The organism is Pseudomonas sp. TE6288, from assembly GCF_054062095.1.
The window spans coordinates 29,143-43,494 of sequence record NZ_JBSSEW010000026.1 but is presented as its reverse complement, the minus strand read 5'-3'; the positions used below and the strand labels follow the sequence as shown (position 1 = coordinate 43,494).

At 65.9% G+C, this 14,352-nt stretch carries 13 protein-coding genes; 1 reads left to right on the top strand and 12 read right to left on the bottom strand.

Features of this window, described 5'->3' with window-relative positions; genetic code table 11:
* Positions 1-5: 5 nt before the first annotated feature.
* The 6 genes from ACVWY1_RS23040 to ACVWY1_RS23015 form a co-directional block, all read right to left on the bottom strand.
* Positions 6-1,424, bottom strand: coding sequence for an efflux transporter outer membrane subunit (locus tag ACVWY1_RS23040; RefSeq protein ID WP_277502457.1), 1,419 nt, complete (start codon positions 1,422-1,424; stop codon positions 6-8).
* On the bottom strand, positions 1,421-2,296 hold the full coding sequence (locus tag ACVWY1_RS23035) for an efflux RND transporter periplasmic adaptor subunit (RefSeq protein ID WP_102684980.1): 876 nt from the start codon (positions 2,294-2,296) through the stop codon (positions 1,421-1,423). The genes ACVWY1_RS23040 and ACVWY1_RS23035 overlap by 4 nt, the downstream gene beginning before the upstream one ends.
* Positions 2,293-2,505: a DUF1656 domain-containing protein gene (locus tag ACVWY1_RS23030; RefSeq protein ID WP_011531590.1), complete on the bottom strand. Its 213-nt coding sequence runs from the start codon at positions 2,503-2,505 to the stop codon at positions 2,293-2,295. Before ACVWY1_RS23030 ends, ACVWY1_RS23035 begins: the two co-directional genes overlap by 4 nt.
* On the bottom strand, positions 2,502-4,589 hold the full coding sequence (locus tag ACVWY1_RS23025) for an FUSC family protein (RefSeq protein ID WP_102684981.1): 2,088 nt from the start codon (positions 4,587-4,589) through the stop codon (positions 2,502-2,504). Before ACVWY1_RS23025 ends, ACVWY1_RS23030 begins: the two co-directional genes overlap by 4 nt.
* Positions 4,586-5,023: a MarR family winged helix-turn-helix transcriptional regulator gene (locus ACVWY1_RS23020; protein WP_023630816.1), complete on the bottom strand. Its 438-nt coding sequence runs from the start codon at positions 5,021-5,023 to the stop codon at positions 4,586-4,588. Before ACVWY1_RS23020 ends, ACVWY1_RS23025 begins: the two co-directional genes overlap by 4 nt.
* A 127-nt stretch (positions 5,024-5,150) precedes the next feature.
* Positions 5,151-5,963, bottom strand: a complete 813-nt coding sequence (locus tag ACVWY1_RS23015) for a tetratricopeptide repeat protein (RefSeq protein WP_102684982.1) — start codon at positions 5,961-5,963, stop codon at positions 5,151-5,153.
* A 206-nt stretch (positions 5,964-6,169) separates the two neighbouring features.
* Between ACVWY1_RS23015 and ACVWY1_RS23010 the strand changes: the two genes are divergently transcribed.
* Positions 6,170-6,727 carry a WYL domain-containing protein gene (locus ACVWY1_RS23010; protein ID WP_139667803.1) on the top strand — a complete coding sequence of 186 codons (558 nt, stop codon included), beginning with the start codon at positions 6,170-6,172 and terminating at the stop codon, positions 6,725-6,727.
* Positions 6,728-6,860: 133 nt separating this feature from the next.
* On the opposite strand, the gene ACVWY1_RS23005 is transcribed toward ACVWY1_RS23010, so the two are convergent.
* The 6 genes from ACVWY1_RS23005 to ACVWY1_RS22980 all read right to left on the bottom strand — a co-directional run bounded on the left by ACVWY1_RS23005 (position 6,861) and on the right by ACVWY1_RS22980 (position 14,330).
* Positions 6,861-7,724: an ABC transporter permease gene (locus ACVWY1_RS23005; protein ID WP_139667801.1), complete on the bottom strand. Its 864-nt coding sequence runs from the start codon at positions 7,722-7,724 to the stop codon at positions 6,861-6,863.
* Positions 7,725-7,738: 14 nt separating this feature from the next.
* Entirely contained in the window at positions 7,739-8,602 is an 864-nt protein-coding gene (locus ACVWY1_RS23000; protein WP_198755776.1) for an ABC transporter ATP-binding protein, read from the bottom strand.
* 6 nt (positions 8,603-8,608) lie between these two features.
* Positions 8,609-9,628 carry an ABC transporter substrate-binding protein gene (locus ACVWY1_RS22995; protein ID WP_277502455.1) on the bottom strand — a complete coding sequence of 340 codons (1,020 nt, stop codon included), beginning with the start codon at positions 9,626-9,628 and terminating at the stop codon, positions 8,609-8,611.
* 18 nt (positions 9,629-9,646) lie between these two features.
* Positions 9,647-10,546, bottom strand: coding sequence for a TauD/TfdA dioxygenase family protein (locus tag ACVWY1_RS22990; RefSeq protein ID WP_277502454.1), 900 nt, complete (start codon positions 10,544-10,546; stop codon positions 9,647-9,649).
* A gap of 261 nt (positions 10,547-10,807) precedes the next feature.
* Positions 10,808-12,166: an HlyD family type I secretion periplasmic adaptor subunit gene (locus ACVWY1_RS22985; protein WP_173862469.1), complete on the bottom strand. Its 1,359-nt coding sequence runs from the start codon at positions 12,164-12,166 to the stop codon at positions 10,808-10,810.
* A gap of 7 nt (positions 12,167-12,173) precedes the next feature.
* Positions 12,174-14,330 (bottom strand): type I secretion system permease/ATPase, encoded by a 2,157-nt coding sequence (locus ACVWY1_RS22980; protein ID WP_198755779.1) that lies wholly within the window; start codon positions 14,328-14,330, stop codon positions 12,174-12,176.
* Positions 14,331-14,352: the final 22 nt, after the last annotated feature.

Below are 14,352 nucleotides of genomic sequence, written 5' to 3'. Positions count from 1 at the left end.
GGATTTCAGGGCCTGGCGCTATTCTTCCAGCCGCCGCCCAAGGCCAGGAACACGCCAATCTGCCCCATTGCCACCTGGCTGTTGGCCGCCGCCAGCTGCGCCCGTACATCGGTGTAGGTCCGCGTCGCCTGCAGGTCGGCCAGGAACGACTCACGTCCTACCTGATAGCGCAGATGGGTCTGGTCCGCCGACTCCTTGGCGGAGCGCTCCGCCTCGGCCAGCGCGTCGCGCCGATCCAGCAGCGCGCTGTACTGCGCCAGGCGGGTCTGGGTTTCGCGAATGGCGTTGAGTACCACCCCGTCGAAATGCGCCAACGCCGCCTGGGTCGAGGCCTCGGCCATGCGGATGCGCGCGCGGGTGCCGTTGGTGGGGATGTTCCAGCTGATCTGCGGGCCGAAGCCCCAGCGGTTGGTGGCCGGCTCGCCGAGGTTGTCGAGGATGCCGATGGTGCCCACCTGGGCGCCGATGCTGATATCCGGGTACAGCGCGCCGGTGGCCACACCGATGGTGGCGGTGGCTGCCGCCAGCTGGCGTTCGGCCTGGCGCACATCGGGGCGACGCTTGAGCAAGGCCGCGCCGTCACCGACCGGAACCAGTTGCGACAGCTGTGGCAGCTCGGCGCAATCGGCGGTGCCGGCAGGCAATTGCTCGACAGGCTTGGCCAGCAACGCGGCCAGCGTGTAGAGGCCTGCCTCGCGCTCGGCCTTGAAGCGCGGCAGCTCGGCGCGCAAGGACTTGAACTGGGTCTGCGACCGGGTGACCTGGCTCTCGTCGCCACGCCCGGCGTCGCGCAGACGCTGGGTCAGTTGCACGCCCTGCTGCTGCAGGTCCAGCGACTCGCGGGCGATGTGGTACTCCTCGTTGGCCGAGCACACCTGGGTGTACGCCTTGACCACATCGGCCACCAGGGTGATGCGCGCGGTGTCGGCGGCGGCCTGCACGGCATCGGCATTGGCCTTGGCGGCCTCGGTGCCGCGCTTGAAGGTGCCCCACAGGTCGAACTGGTAGCTGGCGCTGATGATCGCCTCGCCAATGTTGGCCACCGGTACTTTCTCCGGCAGCAGGAACGCTTCGCCGGACTCCTGCAGGCGCTGGGCACCCAGCTTGACGCCACCATTGAAGCCACCCTGCGATTCCGCCACCTCCACCTGGGCGCGGGCCTTGGCGATGTTGGCGGCAGCCACGCGCAGCTCGGTGTTGGCGCCGAGCGCCTCGCGCACCAGCTGGTTGAGCCGTTGATCCTGATACAGCTGCCACCAGTCCTCGGGCACCGGCGCCGAGACCACGCTGTCGGCGTCCTGGCGCAGCGGGCCGTTGAGGTCGCCGCGCTGCACGGCGGCCTCCTTGGGCAGCTGGTAGTCCGGTCCGACCATCATGCAAGCGCCGAGGGACAGGCACAGCCCCGCCAGGATCAATTGTTTCATGGGCGTTGGTCCTCGATGATCGACACCGTGGCGGTACGCCCAGCGATCATGCGAAAGTCCGCCGGCACTTCATCGAAGGTGATGCGTACCGGGATCCGCTGGGCCAGGCGCACCCAACTGAACGCCGGGTTGACGTTGGGCAGCAGGTTGGCGCCGCTGCTGCGGTCGCGGTCCTCGATACCGGCGGAGAGGCTCTGCACCCGGCCGCGCAGGCGGGTGGGGTCGCCCATCACACGGATATCCACGGCGTCGCCGATATGGATCCCGCCCAGCTTGGTTTCCTCGAAGTAGCCATCGACGTGGTACGAGGCGCTGTCGACCACCGACAACACCGGGCGCCCGGCGCTGACGAACTCGTGGGCGCGCGGGGCGCGGTCGTTGAGGTAGCCGTCCACCGGGCTACGCACCACCGAGCGATCGAGATTGAGCTGGGCCACATCCACCTGCACCTGGGCCTCACTCACCGCCGAGCGGGCGCGGGCCTCGCGGGACTGGCTCTCTTCAAGCTGCTCGGCCGCCACCAGGTTGCCCAGCTTGCGGTTGCGCTGGGCCTCGCGGGAGGCCTGGGCCAGGGTTTCCTGGCGCTCGGCCAGGGTTGCCTTGGCCTGGCGCAGGGCCAGGGTGAAACGGTCCTGGTCGATGGTGAACAGCACGTCACCGCGCTTGATGGTCTGGTTGTCGCGCACCTCGACCTGCTGGATCAGCCCGGAAACATCCGGGGCGATCTGGATCACGTCAGCGCGGATATGACCGTCGCGGGTCCAGGGGGCGAACATGTAGTACACCACCATCTGCCACACGAGCACGGCGGCGAAGGTCACTACCAGCAAGGTCAGGACCACGCGGCCCAGGGTCAGCAAAGGTTTTTTCATGGCAGCATCAGGCTTCGGCAAAAGTGGTCCACCGCGCCAAGCAGCACGGCATACAGGGCAACGTTGAACAGCGCCCGGTGCCAGACCAGGCGGTAGAAATGCAGGCGCACCAGCACCGCGTGCACCCCCAGGTACAACAGGTAGGTGCCAAACATCATCACCAGCAGCGTGGGCAGGAACACCCCGCTGATATCCAGTTCACCGATCACAGGGGTGCTCCGTCGAGGCCCGGGGGCAGTTGCGTTTGTTCGGCGGGCTCGAGCATCACCTCGACACCTGGCAGCAGCGCCAGGCGCAAACCGGCCAGGGCGTGCAGCAGGTGGGTGCGGGCATCGCCGCGCTCGTAAAGCTCATCGAGGTTCAGCGCCTGGCGCGCGCGCTCCATGTTGCGCAGCAGTGCCGCCGGGGCATGCAGGCGCTCGCCGGCGCGCAGGCAGGCGGCGTAGTGCGCGCCGACTTCCTCGATCACCGTCTGCAGGCGCTCGCGAGCCTGGGCGCCGGCGCGGGGCATGTAGGCCAGCAGGTCGAGCAGGTTCAGGCCCACGCGCAGGTCGCGCAGGGCCACGCCGCTGTCCTGGCCGGTCTGCGACAGGCGTGGCAGGTGCTGCATCAGGCGGTCGAGCATCTGCACCCCGACCTGGCGGTGCTCGGCCAGGGTGGCCGGCGCAGTCATCTCGACGATATCGCGCCAGGCAAAGCGGGTCATGCGCTTGGCCGCCAGCTCCACGCCGAACGGGCGTACCACCAGGGTCCAGATGAAGGCGAACAGCAGCCCCACGGGGCCTGCCAGGTTGGAATTGAGGAAGGTGAAGAAGTCGGCGTCGTAGGCGCCCTGGATGCTGATGAAGGTCGAGGTGTTGACGATGGTCAGCAAGGTACCGAGGTAGAAACGCGGCTGCACGGTCAGGGTGCCGACGCAGATGAACGGCACGGCGAAGGCCAGCACCAGCATGGCGAAGTCGTGCAGGTTGGGCAGCACCAGGAACAGATACAGGCTAGAGAAGATCACCGACATCAGGGTCCAGAAGAAGAACCGGTAGATCTGCGGCGCCGGGTCGTCCATGGCGGCGAAGAAACTGCACGACACGGCGGCGAGGATCACCGCGCTGGCGCCGTCGTTCCAGCCCAGGCCGATCCACAGGCCGCAGGCGACGACGATGGCGGTGACCGTGGAAAACACCGAGTAGAGCATCAGGCCGCGGTCGAAGAACGGTGTCAACCGGCCCAGGCGCCAGTGACGGTAGACCGCGCGCCAGGGCGTGGCGTCGTCCTTGCGCAGGGCGTGCTGCAGGCTGCAGCAGTCCTGCCAGAGGTCGGCCCATTCGGTCAGGCGATAGAGGGCGTTGGACAGCAGCAGCTCAGAGCGCTGGTCGAGGGCGGCGGCGCCCGGCTGCAGGCGGTCGATCTGCTCGTGCAGGGCGGTCCAGCGTGCCACCGAGGCGCTGTCGGCGGTGCCTTCGAGCCATTCTCGGGCGCTGCCCAGCACTGGTTGCAGCAGCGCGAACTGCGCCGGGGCGCGACCTTCAAGGGCGATCAGGGCATCGTCGAGCGCGTCGATCACCGGCAGCAGATGGATCATCCGCCCGCGCAATTCGCGGGCGTTCTTCAAGGTATGCGGGCCGGCGCCTTCATGGCCGAGCTGGCCGATCATCAGCTCCAGCGAGTTGAAGGTGGCGACCATCGCGCCACGCATGCCGCCGACCTTGTCGGCGCCGGCTTCGCGGGCCAGGTAGGTGTCGCAGTAGCGGATCGCCTCGCCGAACCAGCTGCCGGTGGCGCCGACCACCACGGGCGCCAGCCGGCGCGGCCAGAACACCGCGCCAACCACCGCCGCACAGACGATCCCCAGGCAGATTTCCTGGGCCCGGGACGAGGCCACGTCGAACACTGCCAGCGGGTTGTCGACCACCGCCAGGGCGATCATCGGCAGGGTGTAGCCGGCCAGCATCAGCACGTAGTTGTTGGCCGTGCGCAAGTTCAGCGAGAGGAACAGCAACGTGCCGGTCCACAGGGCGATGGCGATGCTCAGCAGCAGCGGGGATTGCACCAGCGGCGGCACCAGCAGGATTGCCCCACCTGCGCCCAGCAGTGTGCCCAGGGCGCGGTACAGCGCCTTGGAGGTGGTCGGGCCGAGGAATGGGCTGGAGACGATATAGACCGTGGCCATGGCCCAGTAAGGGCGTGGCAGCTGCATCAGCAGGGCGATATACAGGGCAATCATCGACGCGGCGAAGGTGCGCACGCCGTAGAACCAGTCGCGGGCCGGCGGGACCGAGCTGAAGAAGCCATTCATGGCTGCAGGCCTGCCTGTTCGAAGGCATGGATGACCCGCAAGGTGGCCTCCAGGTCGGCCTGGTCGATGCCTCCAAGCACCTCACGACGCAGGCGTACCAGCTCGCCTTCGATGGACTCGGCCAGGGCACGGCCCTCGACGGTCAGGCTCAGCGCCTTGGCACGACGGTCCAGAGGGTCCTCGCTGCGGCATACCAGGCCAGCCTTGCACAGTTGGTCGAGCAGGCGCACCAGCGACGGGCTTTCCAACCCGGCCGCCTGGGCCACCGCCACCTGATGCACGCCATCGCCCAGGCGCACGATCATCAGCAAGGGGACGGCGCAGGCTTCGGAAATGCCATAGCCGGTCAGGGCGCCCTGACACAGGCGGCGCCAGTGCCGGGCAGCCACAACCATGCCGCTGCTGATCTTCAGGTGCAGTGCGTCGAGGGACATGTGAGAACCGAGGATATTCATAGTTTGCTAACTATCAATATACGCCCAGCCCTCCCCCTGTCGTCAACCGCAGGTGACGGAGGGAAAAGATGAAAGGTTGTTCATGATCCCTGCAGGCACGCTGCGCTCAAGGCTGGATCTGGTCTTCCAGCTTCATGGTCAGCGCCAGCGTGCTGCCCAGCTGGATCGCCTGGTCGCGCCAGCCGAGGTAGCGCGCCGCGTCGCGGCTGCTGAAATGCACCGCCAGCTCCTCGGCGGCCTGCATCACCCCGGTCGCCGCCGCCAGTTCCAGCCAGTACAGGCCGGCCTTGGTGTCAGCCTCCACATACACGCCATGCAGCAAGCGGTAGCCCACCTCGAAGCGGCAGCGCTTCTCGCCACGCTCGGCGCCGCGCAGGAACCATTGGTAGGCCTCGAGCGGATCGACCTGCCACACCTGGTCGCCCTCGCACACCTCCTCCTCGTACAGATCGCCCAGCGCCGCGGCGGCATGCACCATGCCCCGCTCGAAAGCATGGCGGTAGTATTCGGCCGCATTGACGTAGGAAACATCGACGCCCTTGCCGAAGTACTGCTGCTGCCCAAGGTTGAACCAGGCCGCAGCATTGCCCTGCAACGCCGCCATGCGCAACAGGTGCCCCGCCAGCACCGTGTCGCCGCGCCAGTATTTGCCATTGAGCCAGATCCAGCCCAGGTCATTGAGCGCCGCGACATTGCCCAGCAGGGCCTGGCGGCAGAGGTCGTGGTAGACCGCCTGCAGGTCGACTGCCTCGTCCAGGCGGTCGATCAGGCCAAAGCGCTCGCCGCTCAGGGCCTGCTGGGCGGGCATGCCCACCCCGGCGAACAACCGGTGGCGCTGCCCGGGGCGGGCCGGCGCCGGAACGATCCGCTCGGGTAGAAGCCGGGCAAGCAGCGAATGGATATTGCTGGCGGCAGACATGTTCATCCTCATTGAACGACCCACAGCTCCAACCTCCACTGTGGTGAGGCGTGATTCTGCGCGATGCCACGACAAAACCTGTCGCGAACGAATTGATCCCAGGCAACCAATTGCATCTTCCTTGATCTGAGCAGGCTGTGGCCAATTGCCATGCCCTGCCCGTGCCGCCATCCTATGCCGGCAAGCCTAGACAAGGACGTTTCCTTTTGCCGTTCGCCACCACCCGCGCCACCCTCAGCCGCCAATGGGCATTGCTGCGCCAGCTACCCAGCCGCTCTCCCGGGATCACCAGTGCCGAACTGGTGTGGCGCCTGCGTGACGTGGGCTTCAATGTCAGCAAGCGCACGGTCGAGCGCGACCTCAACGAGCTGTCGCTGATCTTTCCGCTGGAGCGCAATGACAAGAGCATCCCGTTCGGCTGGCACTGGTCAGCCAACGCCGGCGGCGAGTTGCGTGGGAACTTCGACCTGCAGGGGTATTTGCGCGGCGATACGTTGCAGCCTGGCCAAGGGGAAGGCATCGAACTGCAGGCGTGGATCAGCGACTTGCTGGCTCGCCGTCTGCGCGAGACGCCACTGACCGCGGACATGCAGTTGACCGCGCTGGATCAGGGGCACCGATTACGGGCAACCGTGGCGGATGGCTGGCCCTTGCGCTGGTGGTTGCTGAGCCAGGGGGATGGGCTGGTGGTGGAAGCGCCGCAGGCATTGCGCGAGGAGATTGCGCGGACATTGGCCAGCGCAGCGGCTAAGTATCGGGACTAGACCCCGATTTCGCCGCTGGCTGATCTGGCCTCTCGCCGGCAAGCCGGCTCCCACACCGACCGTGCGGCCCTCAAGTCTTGCGCCATACCTGTGGGAGCCGGCTTGCCGGCGAGAGGCCGGTACAGGCAACACACTAGCGCTGCATCCCCCAGCGCCGAACGGTCAGCCGTTCGAGGGTGTTGAACACCAGCCCCTCCACCAACAGGCCGATCAGGATCACCACCGCCAGCCCGGCGAACACCTTGTCGGTGTACAACTCGTTGCGGTTCTGGAAGATGTACCAGCCAAGCCCGCCTTTGCCACTGCTGGCGCCAAACACAAGCTCGGCGGCGATCAGCGTGCGCCAGGCGAAAGCCCAGCCAATCTTCAGCCCCGACAGGATCGACGGCAGCGCCGCTGGCACCAGAATGTGCACCACCAGACGCAGGCCGCGCAGCCCGTAGTTGCGCCCGGCCATGCGCAGGGTCTCGGACACACCGAGAAAGCCTGCGTAGGTGTTCAGCGCCAGCGCCCATAGCACCGAGTGCACCAGCACGAAGATCAGGCTGTTGTCGCCCAGGCCGAACCAGAGCAAGGCCAGCGGCAGCAGGGCTATGGCCGGCAGCGGGTTGAACATCGAGGTCAGCGTGCCCAGCAGGTCGCGCCCCAGCTGCGTCGAGACGGCCAGGCTGGTCAGGCCGAATGCCAGGACGATGCCCAGCACATAGCCCTTGAGCAGCACCACCAGCGAAACGCCGACCTTGGCTGGCAGCTCGCCGCTGAGCAGCCCGTCCCACAATGCGCTGGAGGTCTGCAGGAAGCCCGGCAGCAGCAGGTCGTTGCCGGTGTAGCGAGCCACCGCCTCCCAGGCCGCCGCGAGCAGTATCAGGATCACAGCCTTGCGCAGCCAACCCTGTTGCCACAACCGTTGCACCAGCGGCAGCGCGCGTTCCAGCGGCACTCCGGGCAGGGGTTGCAACAGCACTTCGTATTCCTGGCGTACAGGTGTCGTGGTCATGTAATGGCTCCTGTTCAGTAGGCAATACGGATATCGTTGAAACCCAGATCACCCGCGTTTTGCGGGGCGTCGGTCTCGTCGAACAGCAACCGGTGGATGCGTCGGGCACTGGCCTGGAAGTCGCTGGCGCCGAGGCTGCCGAGGTCGTACTGATGGCTGTGCACCTCGGCCCGCACGCGCCCGGGATGCGGCGACAACAGGAGGATGCGGTTGCCCACCACCAGCGCCTCTTCGATGGAATGAGTGACGAACAACAGGGTGAAACGCACCTCTTCCCACAGCAGCAGCAGCTCCTCCTGCATCTTGCGCCGGGTGAGCGCATCGAGCGCGGCGAACGGCTCGTCCATCAACAGGATCTTCGGTTGCGTGGCCAGTGCCCGGGCGATCGCCACGCGGGCTTTCATGCCGCCGGACAAGGTATGGGGGTATGCGTCGGCGAAGGCGGCCAGGCCGACCTTCTCCAGGTAATGCAGCGCCCGCTCTTCGGCCTCGGCGCGCTTGAGCTGGCCGGACACCAGCAACGGGAACATCACGTTCTGCTTCACCGTTTTCCAGGGCGGCAGCTGGTCGAATTCCTGGAACACCACGATGCGGTCGGGCCCAGGGCCGCGTACCGGCTGGCCCTGCAGCAGGATCCGCCCTTCCCGGGGTTCGATGAAGCCAGCCACGGCTTTGAGCAAGGTGGACTTGCCGCAGCCGGACGGGCCGAGCAGGACGAAACGGTCGGCGCGGTCGACTTCGAAGCTGACTTGATGGGTAGCCCGCACCACGCGTTGGGCAGTGCGGTATTCGAGGCTCAGGTTGTCCACCGCCAGCAGCGGTGGCGTGGCGACACGGCTCAGGGTGCTGGCCGCGTGGCCTGGCAATGGGGCGGTCATTGGCGGTCAGCTCCCTTGCAGCGGGCGTTCATCCTGGAAGAAATAGTCCTTCCACGATTCGGGTTTGTGCTTGATCGCGCCGACCCGGTAGAGGAACTCGGCCAGCTTGTAGGTGTTCTTCGGAGTGACGGTGAATTCGTACTGCGGATTGTCGATCAGCTTGATCAGCGCGTCGCGGTCGATCTTGGCCTTGGTCACGCGGATGTAGGTATCGGCCGCGGCGGCCTTGTCTTTCTGGGCGAAGTCGGCGGCTTCGGCAAGGGCATCAACGAAGGCCTTGTAGGTCTTGGGATTGTCCTTGCGGAATTTCTCGGTGGCGAACAGCAGGGTCGGTGAGTTGGGCCCGAGCAGGTCGTAGCTGTTGAGCACCACGTGCACGTTCTTGTTGGCCAGTACCTGGTCCTGGAACGGCGGGTTGGAGAAGTGCCCGTTAAGCTCGGTGCCGCCGGCCAGCAAGGCCGCAGTGGCGTCCGGGTGCGGCACGGCCAGGGTGTACTTGTCCAGGCGGTTGTATTCCTTGTCGCCCCACTGCCGTGCGGCGGCATACTGCAGGAAGCGCGACTGCACCGAAACCCCCACCGCTGGGACGGCGATACGATCTTTCTCGGAAATATCGGCGATGGTCTTCACATTGGGATTGCTGCTGACCAGGTAGTAGGGGAAGTTGCCCAGTGAGGCAACGGCCTTGACGTTCTGGCGGCCCTTGGTGCGATCCCACACGGTGAGCAGCGGCCCGACGCCGGCGCCGGCGATGTCCACCGAGCCGGACAGCAACGCGTCGTTGATCGCCGCGCCACCGGAGAGCTGGGCCCAGTCGACCTTGATGTCGAGACCCTGCTCCTTGCCGTGCTTCTCGATCAGTTGCTGGTCACGGACCACGTTGAGCAGCAGGTAGACGATGCCGAACTGCTCGGCGATGCGGATCTGCCCTTCGGCGTGAGCCACGGTGGGCGCCGCCAGACTGCCTAGACCCAAGCTGGCGCCCAGGCCGATACTTGCCGCCAAGCGGCTGATGGATTTGCGCATGGTGTACTTCCTCAGTCGTCAGAACGGGGCATCGCCCTGGATGGTGGTGCGGTACAGCTTGCGGCGCAGGTGCGCGGGGCAACCGGTGGCCAGGTGGATCAGCGAGCGGTTGTCCCAGAACACCAAGTCATGGGGCTGCCATTGATGGCGGTAGAGGTTCTGCTCCAGCACGCTCAGGGCGTACAGCTGTTGCAGCACGTCGCGGCTTTCGTCATCCGGCAGGCCGACGATACGGGTGGTGAAGCCTTCGCTGACGAACAGCGCCTTGCGGCCGTTCTCCGGATGAGTACGCACCACCGGGTGGATGACCTCCTGGACCTGGGCCAGTTGCTCGGCGGTCAGCGTCGGGCGCCAGTTGCCTTCGAACTTGGTCTCGGCGTAGCGGGCGGTATAGGAATGGGCGGCACTGCGGCCCTCGACGACCCGGCGCAGGGCTTCGGGCACCGCGTCCCAGGCCTTGTGCATGTCGGCGAACAAGGTGTCGCCGCCCTCGCTGGGCAGCTCCTGGGCGTGCAGCATCGAGCCCAGGCTCGGCAGTTCCTTGTACGACAGGTCCGAGTGCCAGAACTTGCCGGCGTCGCCCAGTCCGACGTTGCGACCGTTCTCGACGATGTTGGACACGATCAGGATCTCGGGATGGCCGGTGAGCAGGAACTGCTTGAGCACATGGATCTGCAGTTCGCCGAACCGGCGGCTGAAGGCGATCTGTTGTTCAGGGGTGATGCGCTGGTCGCGAAACACCAGGACATGGTGGTCCAGGTGGGCGCGGTGAATGCGGATGAAATCCTCGGCATTGACCGGACGGCTCAGGTCGAGGCCGATGATCTCGGCGCCAACGGCGCCGGGGAACGAGCGGATGTCGAAGGTTTGCGGTTGGGCGCTGTCGATGGTCGACAAGGCGTTCGAGGCGGCTGGCATTGTTCACTCCCACGCAGTGCGCGACTCCAGGGCGCGCAACGATCGGAAACGCACGGGGATTGCCCGTGTGGGTTCGAGTCGTGCGGCGCGCCGATTGGTCAGCGGGTACGCAGTGGGGTGACTATAAAGTCATAAGAACCGCAATTTAAATACCTTTATTGCATATACATATGAATATGCTAAGCCCTGCTCCGGCCTACAAAGCGAGGGCGTGGGAGAGGGCTTGCCCCGCTCCCACAGGATTTCCGCCCCCGCGCGCGATCAACGCTCGCGCAAGGCTTCGGAGCGCGCCTTGATGATCGGCTTGAGCAGGTAGCTCATGATGGTCTTCTTGCCGGTCATGATATCCACCGTGGCCACCATCCCCGGGATGATCAGCAGCGGCTTCTCGTCGGTGCCCAGGTGACTCTTCTCGGTACGCAGCTTGATCAGGTAATAGGTGGTCTTCTTGTCTTCGTCGGTGATGGTGTCGGCACCGATCTGCTCGAGCTTGGCCTTCATCCCGCCATAGATGGTGTAGTCATAGGCGGTGAACTTGACCGTGGCTTCCTGGCCCGGGTGCAGGAAGGCGATGTCCTTGGGCAGGATCTTCGCCTCGACCACCAGGGTGTCGTCCAGCGGCACGATCTCGATGATGTCGCTGCCCGGCTGGATCACGCCGCCGATGGTGTTGACCAGCAGCTGCTTGACGATACCGCGCACCGGCGAGATGACCATGGTGCGGTGCACGCGGTCGTCCAGCGCCTTGCTGGTGGCGGTGGCCTTGTTCAGCTCGGTACGGGCCTCGTTGAGCTGGGTCAGCGCCTCGCTGCGGAACTTGCCGCGGGTCTCCTCGATCTTGCTCTCGACCTCCTTGATCGCCGCCTCGGCCCGCGGGATGGCCAGGGTGGTGGAGTCCATCTGGCCCCGGTTCTCGACTTCGGCGCGGCGCAGGCGCAGCACCTCGACCTGGGAAATAGCACCCTGAGCCACCAGTGGCTCGGACATCGAGATTTCCTGGCGCAACAGCTGCAGGCTGTTGGCGTACTGGGCGCGCTTGGAGTTGAACTCGCGCAGCTCCTGCTGCTTCTGCACCAACTGCTGCTGCAGGCCGCCGATCTCATCCTGCAACTGCTGGCGACGGCTCTGGTACAGCGATTGCTCGTTGGCGGCCTGGCTCGGCGCGGCCTTGCGCAGCTCTTCGTCGATCTGCAGCGGCTTGTCCTCGACCTCGGCCGTGAGGCGCTGCACGCGCAAGGCCATGGCCAGACGCGAAGCCTCGGTCTCGTCGACATTGGAGGCAAAGCGGGTCTCGTCCAGACGCAGCAGCGGCTGGCCGACTTCGACGATCTCCCCCTCCTTGGCGAAGATCTCGGCAACGATGCCGCCTTCGAGGTTCTGGATCTTCTGCACCTTGGACGACGGGATGGCCTTGCCCTCCCCGCGCGTCACCTCGTCGATGGGCGCGACGCTGGCCCAGACGATGAGAAACAGGAAGAACGCGATCACCCCCCAGATGGTCAGGCGCACCACTCGCGGCGCGTCCTCGATCAGCGCCTTGTTGACCTCGGGCAGCGGCTGCCCGGCCAGCGACTCGGAGCCCTTGAAGTAGCGGCGCAGGTTGTCCTTGAAACGCCCCATATCCAGCTTATGCAACACTGATCTGCCCCTTCTTCAGCGCATCCATGACGGCGGCTTTCGGGCCATCCGCGACAATCTGTCCACGATCGATGACGATCAACCGGTCCACCAGCGACAGCAGCGACGCCCGGTGGGTGACCAGCAGCACGGTCTTGTTCTCGATGACCGCGGCCAGGCGCTGTTTGAGGCGCTCCTCACCGGTGTTGTCCATGGCGCTGGTGGGTTCGTCGAGCAGCAGGATCTGCGGGTTGAGCAGCAGCGCCCGCCCCAGGGCGACGTTCTGGCGCTGGCCACCGGAGAGGTTCTGCCCGCGTTCGCCGACCTGCAACTCGTAGCCGTCGGGGTGCAGGCGGGCGAATTCGTGCACGCCGGCCAACTCAGCGGCCTGCAAAATCAGCTCGTCCTCGATGTAGCGGGCGCCACTGACCAGGTTGTCGCGCAGGGTGCCGGCCAACAACTGGATATCCTGGGGCACATAGCCGATGTTGTGCCGCAGTTCGCTGACGTCGATCTGGCGGATGTCCACACCATCGACCAACAGCGAGCCGTTGTCCGGCTCGTACAGGCCGACGATCAGCTTGGCCAGCGAGCTCTTGCCCGAGCCGCTGCGGCCGATGATGCCGATCTTCTCGCCTGGGCGGATGTTCAGGTTGATGCCCTTGAGCGCCTGGTTCTGCTGGTTCGGGTAGGTGAACTCGACGCCGCGGAACTCGATGGCGCCCTGCAGCACCTGGCGGCTCAGCGGGCGCTCCTCGAAGTTGCGCTCCTGGGGCAGTTCCATCATCTGGTCGGTGGCGACCATGGTCACCTTGGCTTGCTGGTAGCGGGCCAGCAGGCCGTTCAGCGAGCCCAGCGGGCCAAGGGCGCGACCGCTGAGCATGTAGCAGGCCACCAGGCCGCCCATGCTGAGGTTGCCGTCGATGATCAGGTACACGCCCACACAGATCATCGCCACGCCGGCCAACTGCTGGATCAGCAGGGTGATGTTCATGGCCAGGCCTGACAGCACCTTGACCCGCAGCTCGAGGCGGCTGAGGGTGCCGAGGGTCTGCTCCCACATGTACTGGCGCTCGCTCTCGGCGTTGTTGACCTTGATCCCGTCCAAGCCGGCCAGGGTCTCGATCAGGCTCGACTGGCGCTCGGAGGCCAGGGCCATGGTGCGTTCCATGGTCGCCATCAGCGGCTTCTGCAACGCGTAGCCGATACCCAGGGCCAAGGGGAAGGCAAGGACCGGGATCCACACCAGGTGCCCGCCGATGATGGCGATGACCATCAGGATCAGCAGGGTGAACGGCAGGTCGATCAGGCTGGTCAGCGTCAGCGAGGCGAGGAAGTCGCGCAGGCCCTGGAACTCATGGATGTTCTGGGCGAAGCTGCCGACCCGCGCCGGGCGGTACTTCATGGCCATGCCGACGATGCGCTCGAACAGCGTCGCCGAGATGATCAGGTCGGTCTTCTTGCCGGCCAGGTCCAGACAGAGGCTGCGCAGCCCCTTCAGAATCAGGTCGAAGACATAGGCCCCGGCGATACCCACCGCCAGCACCCATAGCGTCGAGGTGGCCTGGTTGGGCACGACGCGGTCGTACACGTTCATCACGAACAGCGGCGCGGCCAGGGCGATCAGGTTGATCACCAGGCTGGCGGCGATGGCATCGATGTACAGCCATTTGCTGCGCAGCAGCGTGTCGCGGAACCAGGAGCGCGCGCGTGGGATCAGGTTGCCGTGGTTGACGTCGAACTTGTGCTGGGGCTGGGCGAAGAACACCTTGCCGCTGTAGTCGCCCTGCAACGCCTCACGGGTGACATGCACTTCGCCGCCGTCGCTCTCGCTGAGCAGCAGCCGCGCGGTGTCCTCGTTTTCCCAACCCAGCAGCACCGCGCAGCGGCCTTCCTTGAGCAGCAGCATCGCCGGCATGGCGATGCTGGGTATCTGCTCCAGCTTGCGCTGCAACAGGCGCCCCTGCAGCCCGGCCCGGGCGGCCGCACGCGGCAGCAGCTCGGCGGTCAGGCGTTGCGAGGGCAAGGGCAGCCCGGTGGTCAGCATGGCCCGGCTGGCGGGCTTCTGATGCAGGACACACAGGGTCAGCAGACTGTCCAGCAGCGGGTCGTCATGCTGACTGCGTGGATCGTGGCTGAGTTGGACTCGACTGACTTCGGATTCCACGCGGCGCTCTCTTCATCCTTGC

Coding starts and splice junctions, on each gene's coding strand:
- ACVWY1_RS23040 (WP_277502457.1), bottom strand. CDS start 1,424: ATGAAACAATTGATCCTGGCGGGGCTGTGCCTGTCCCTCGGCGCTTGC.
- ACVWY1_RS23035 (WP_102684980.1), bottom strand. CDS start 2,296: ATGAAAAAACCTTTGCTGACCCTGGGCCGCGTGGTCCTGACCTTGCTG.
- ACVWY1_RS23025 (WP_102684981.1), bottom strand. CDS start 4,589: ATGAATGGCTTCTTCAGCTCGGTCCCGCCGGCCCGCGACTGGTTCTAC.
- ACVWY1_RS23020 (WP_023630816.1), bottom strand. CDS start 5,023: ATGTCCCTCGACGCACTGCACCTGAAGATCAGCAGCGGCATGGTTGTG.
- ACVWY1_RS23015 (WP_102684982.1), bottom strand. CDS start 5,963: ATGTCTGCCGCCAGCAATATCCATTCGCTGCTTGCCCGGCTTCTACCC.
- ACVWY1_RS23005 (WP_139667801.1), bottom strand. CDS start 7,724: ATGACCACGACACCTGTACGCCAGGAATACGAAGTGCTGTTGCAACCC.
- ACVWY1_RS23000 (WP_198755776.1), bottom strand. CDS start 8,602: ATGACCGCCCCATTGCCAGGCCACGCGGCCAGCACCCTGAGCCGTGTC.
- ACVWY1_RS22995 (WP_277502455.1), bottom strand. CDS start 9,628: ATGCGCAAATCCATCAGCCGCTTGGCGGCAAGTATCGGCCTGGGCGCC.
- ACVWY1_RS22990 (WP_277502454.1), bottom strand. CDS start 10,546: ATGCCAGCCGCCTCGAACGCCTTGTCGACCATCGACAGCGCCCAACCG.
- ACVWY1_RS22985 (WP_173862469.1), bottom strand. CDS start 12,166: ATGGGGCGTTTCAAGGACAACCTGCGCCGCTACTTCAAGGGCTCCGAG.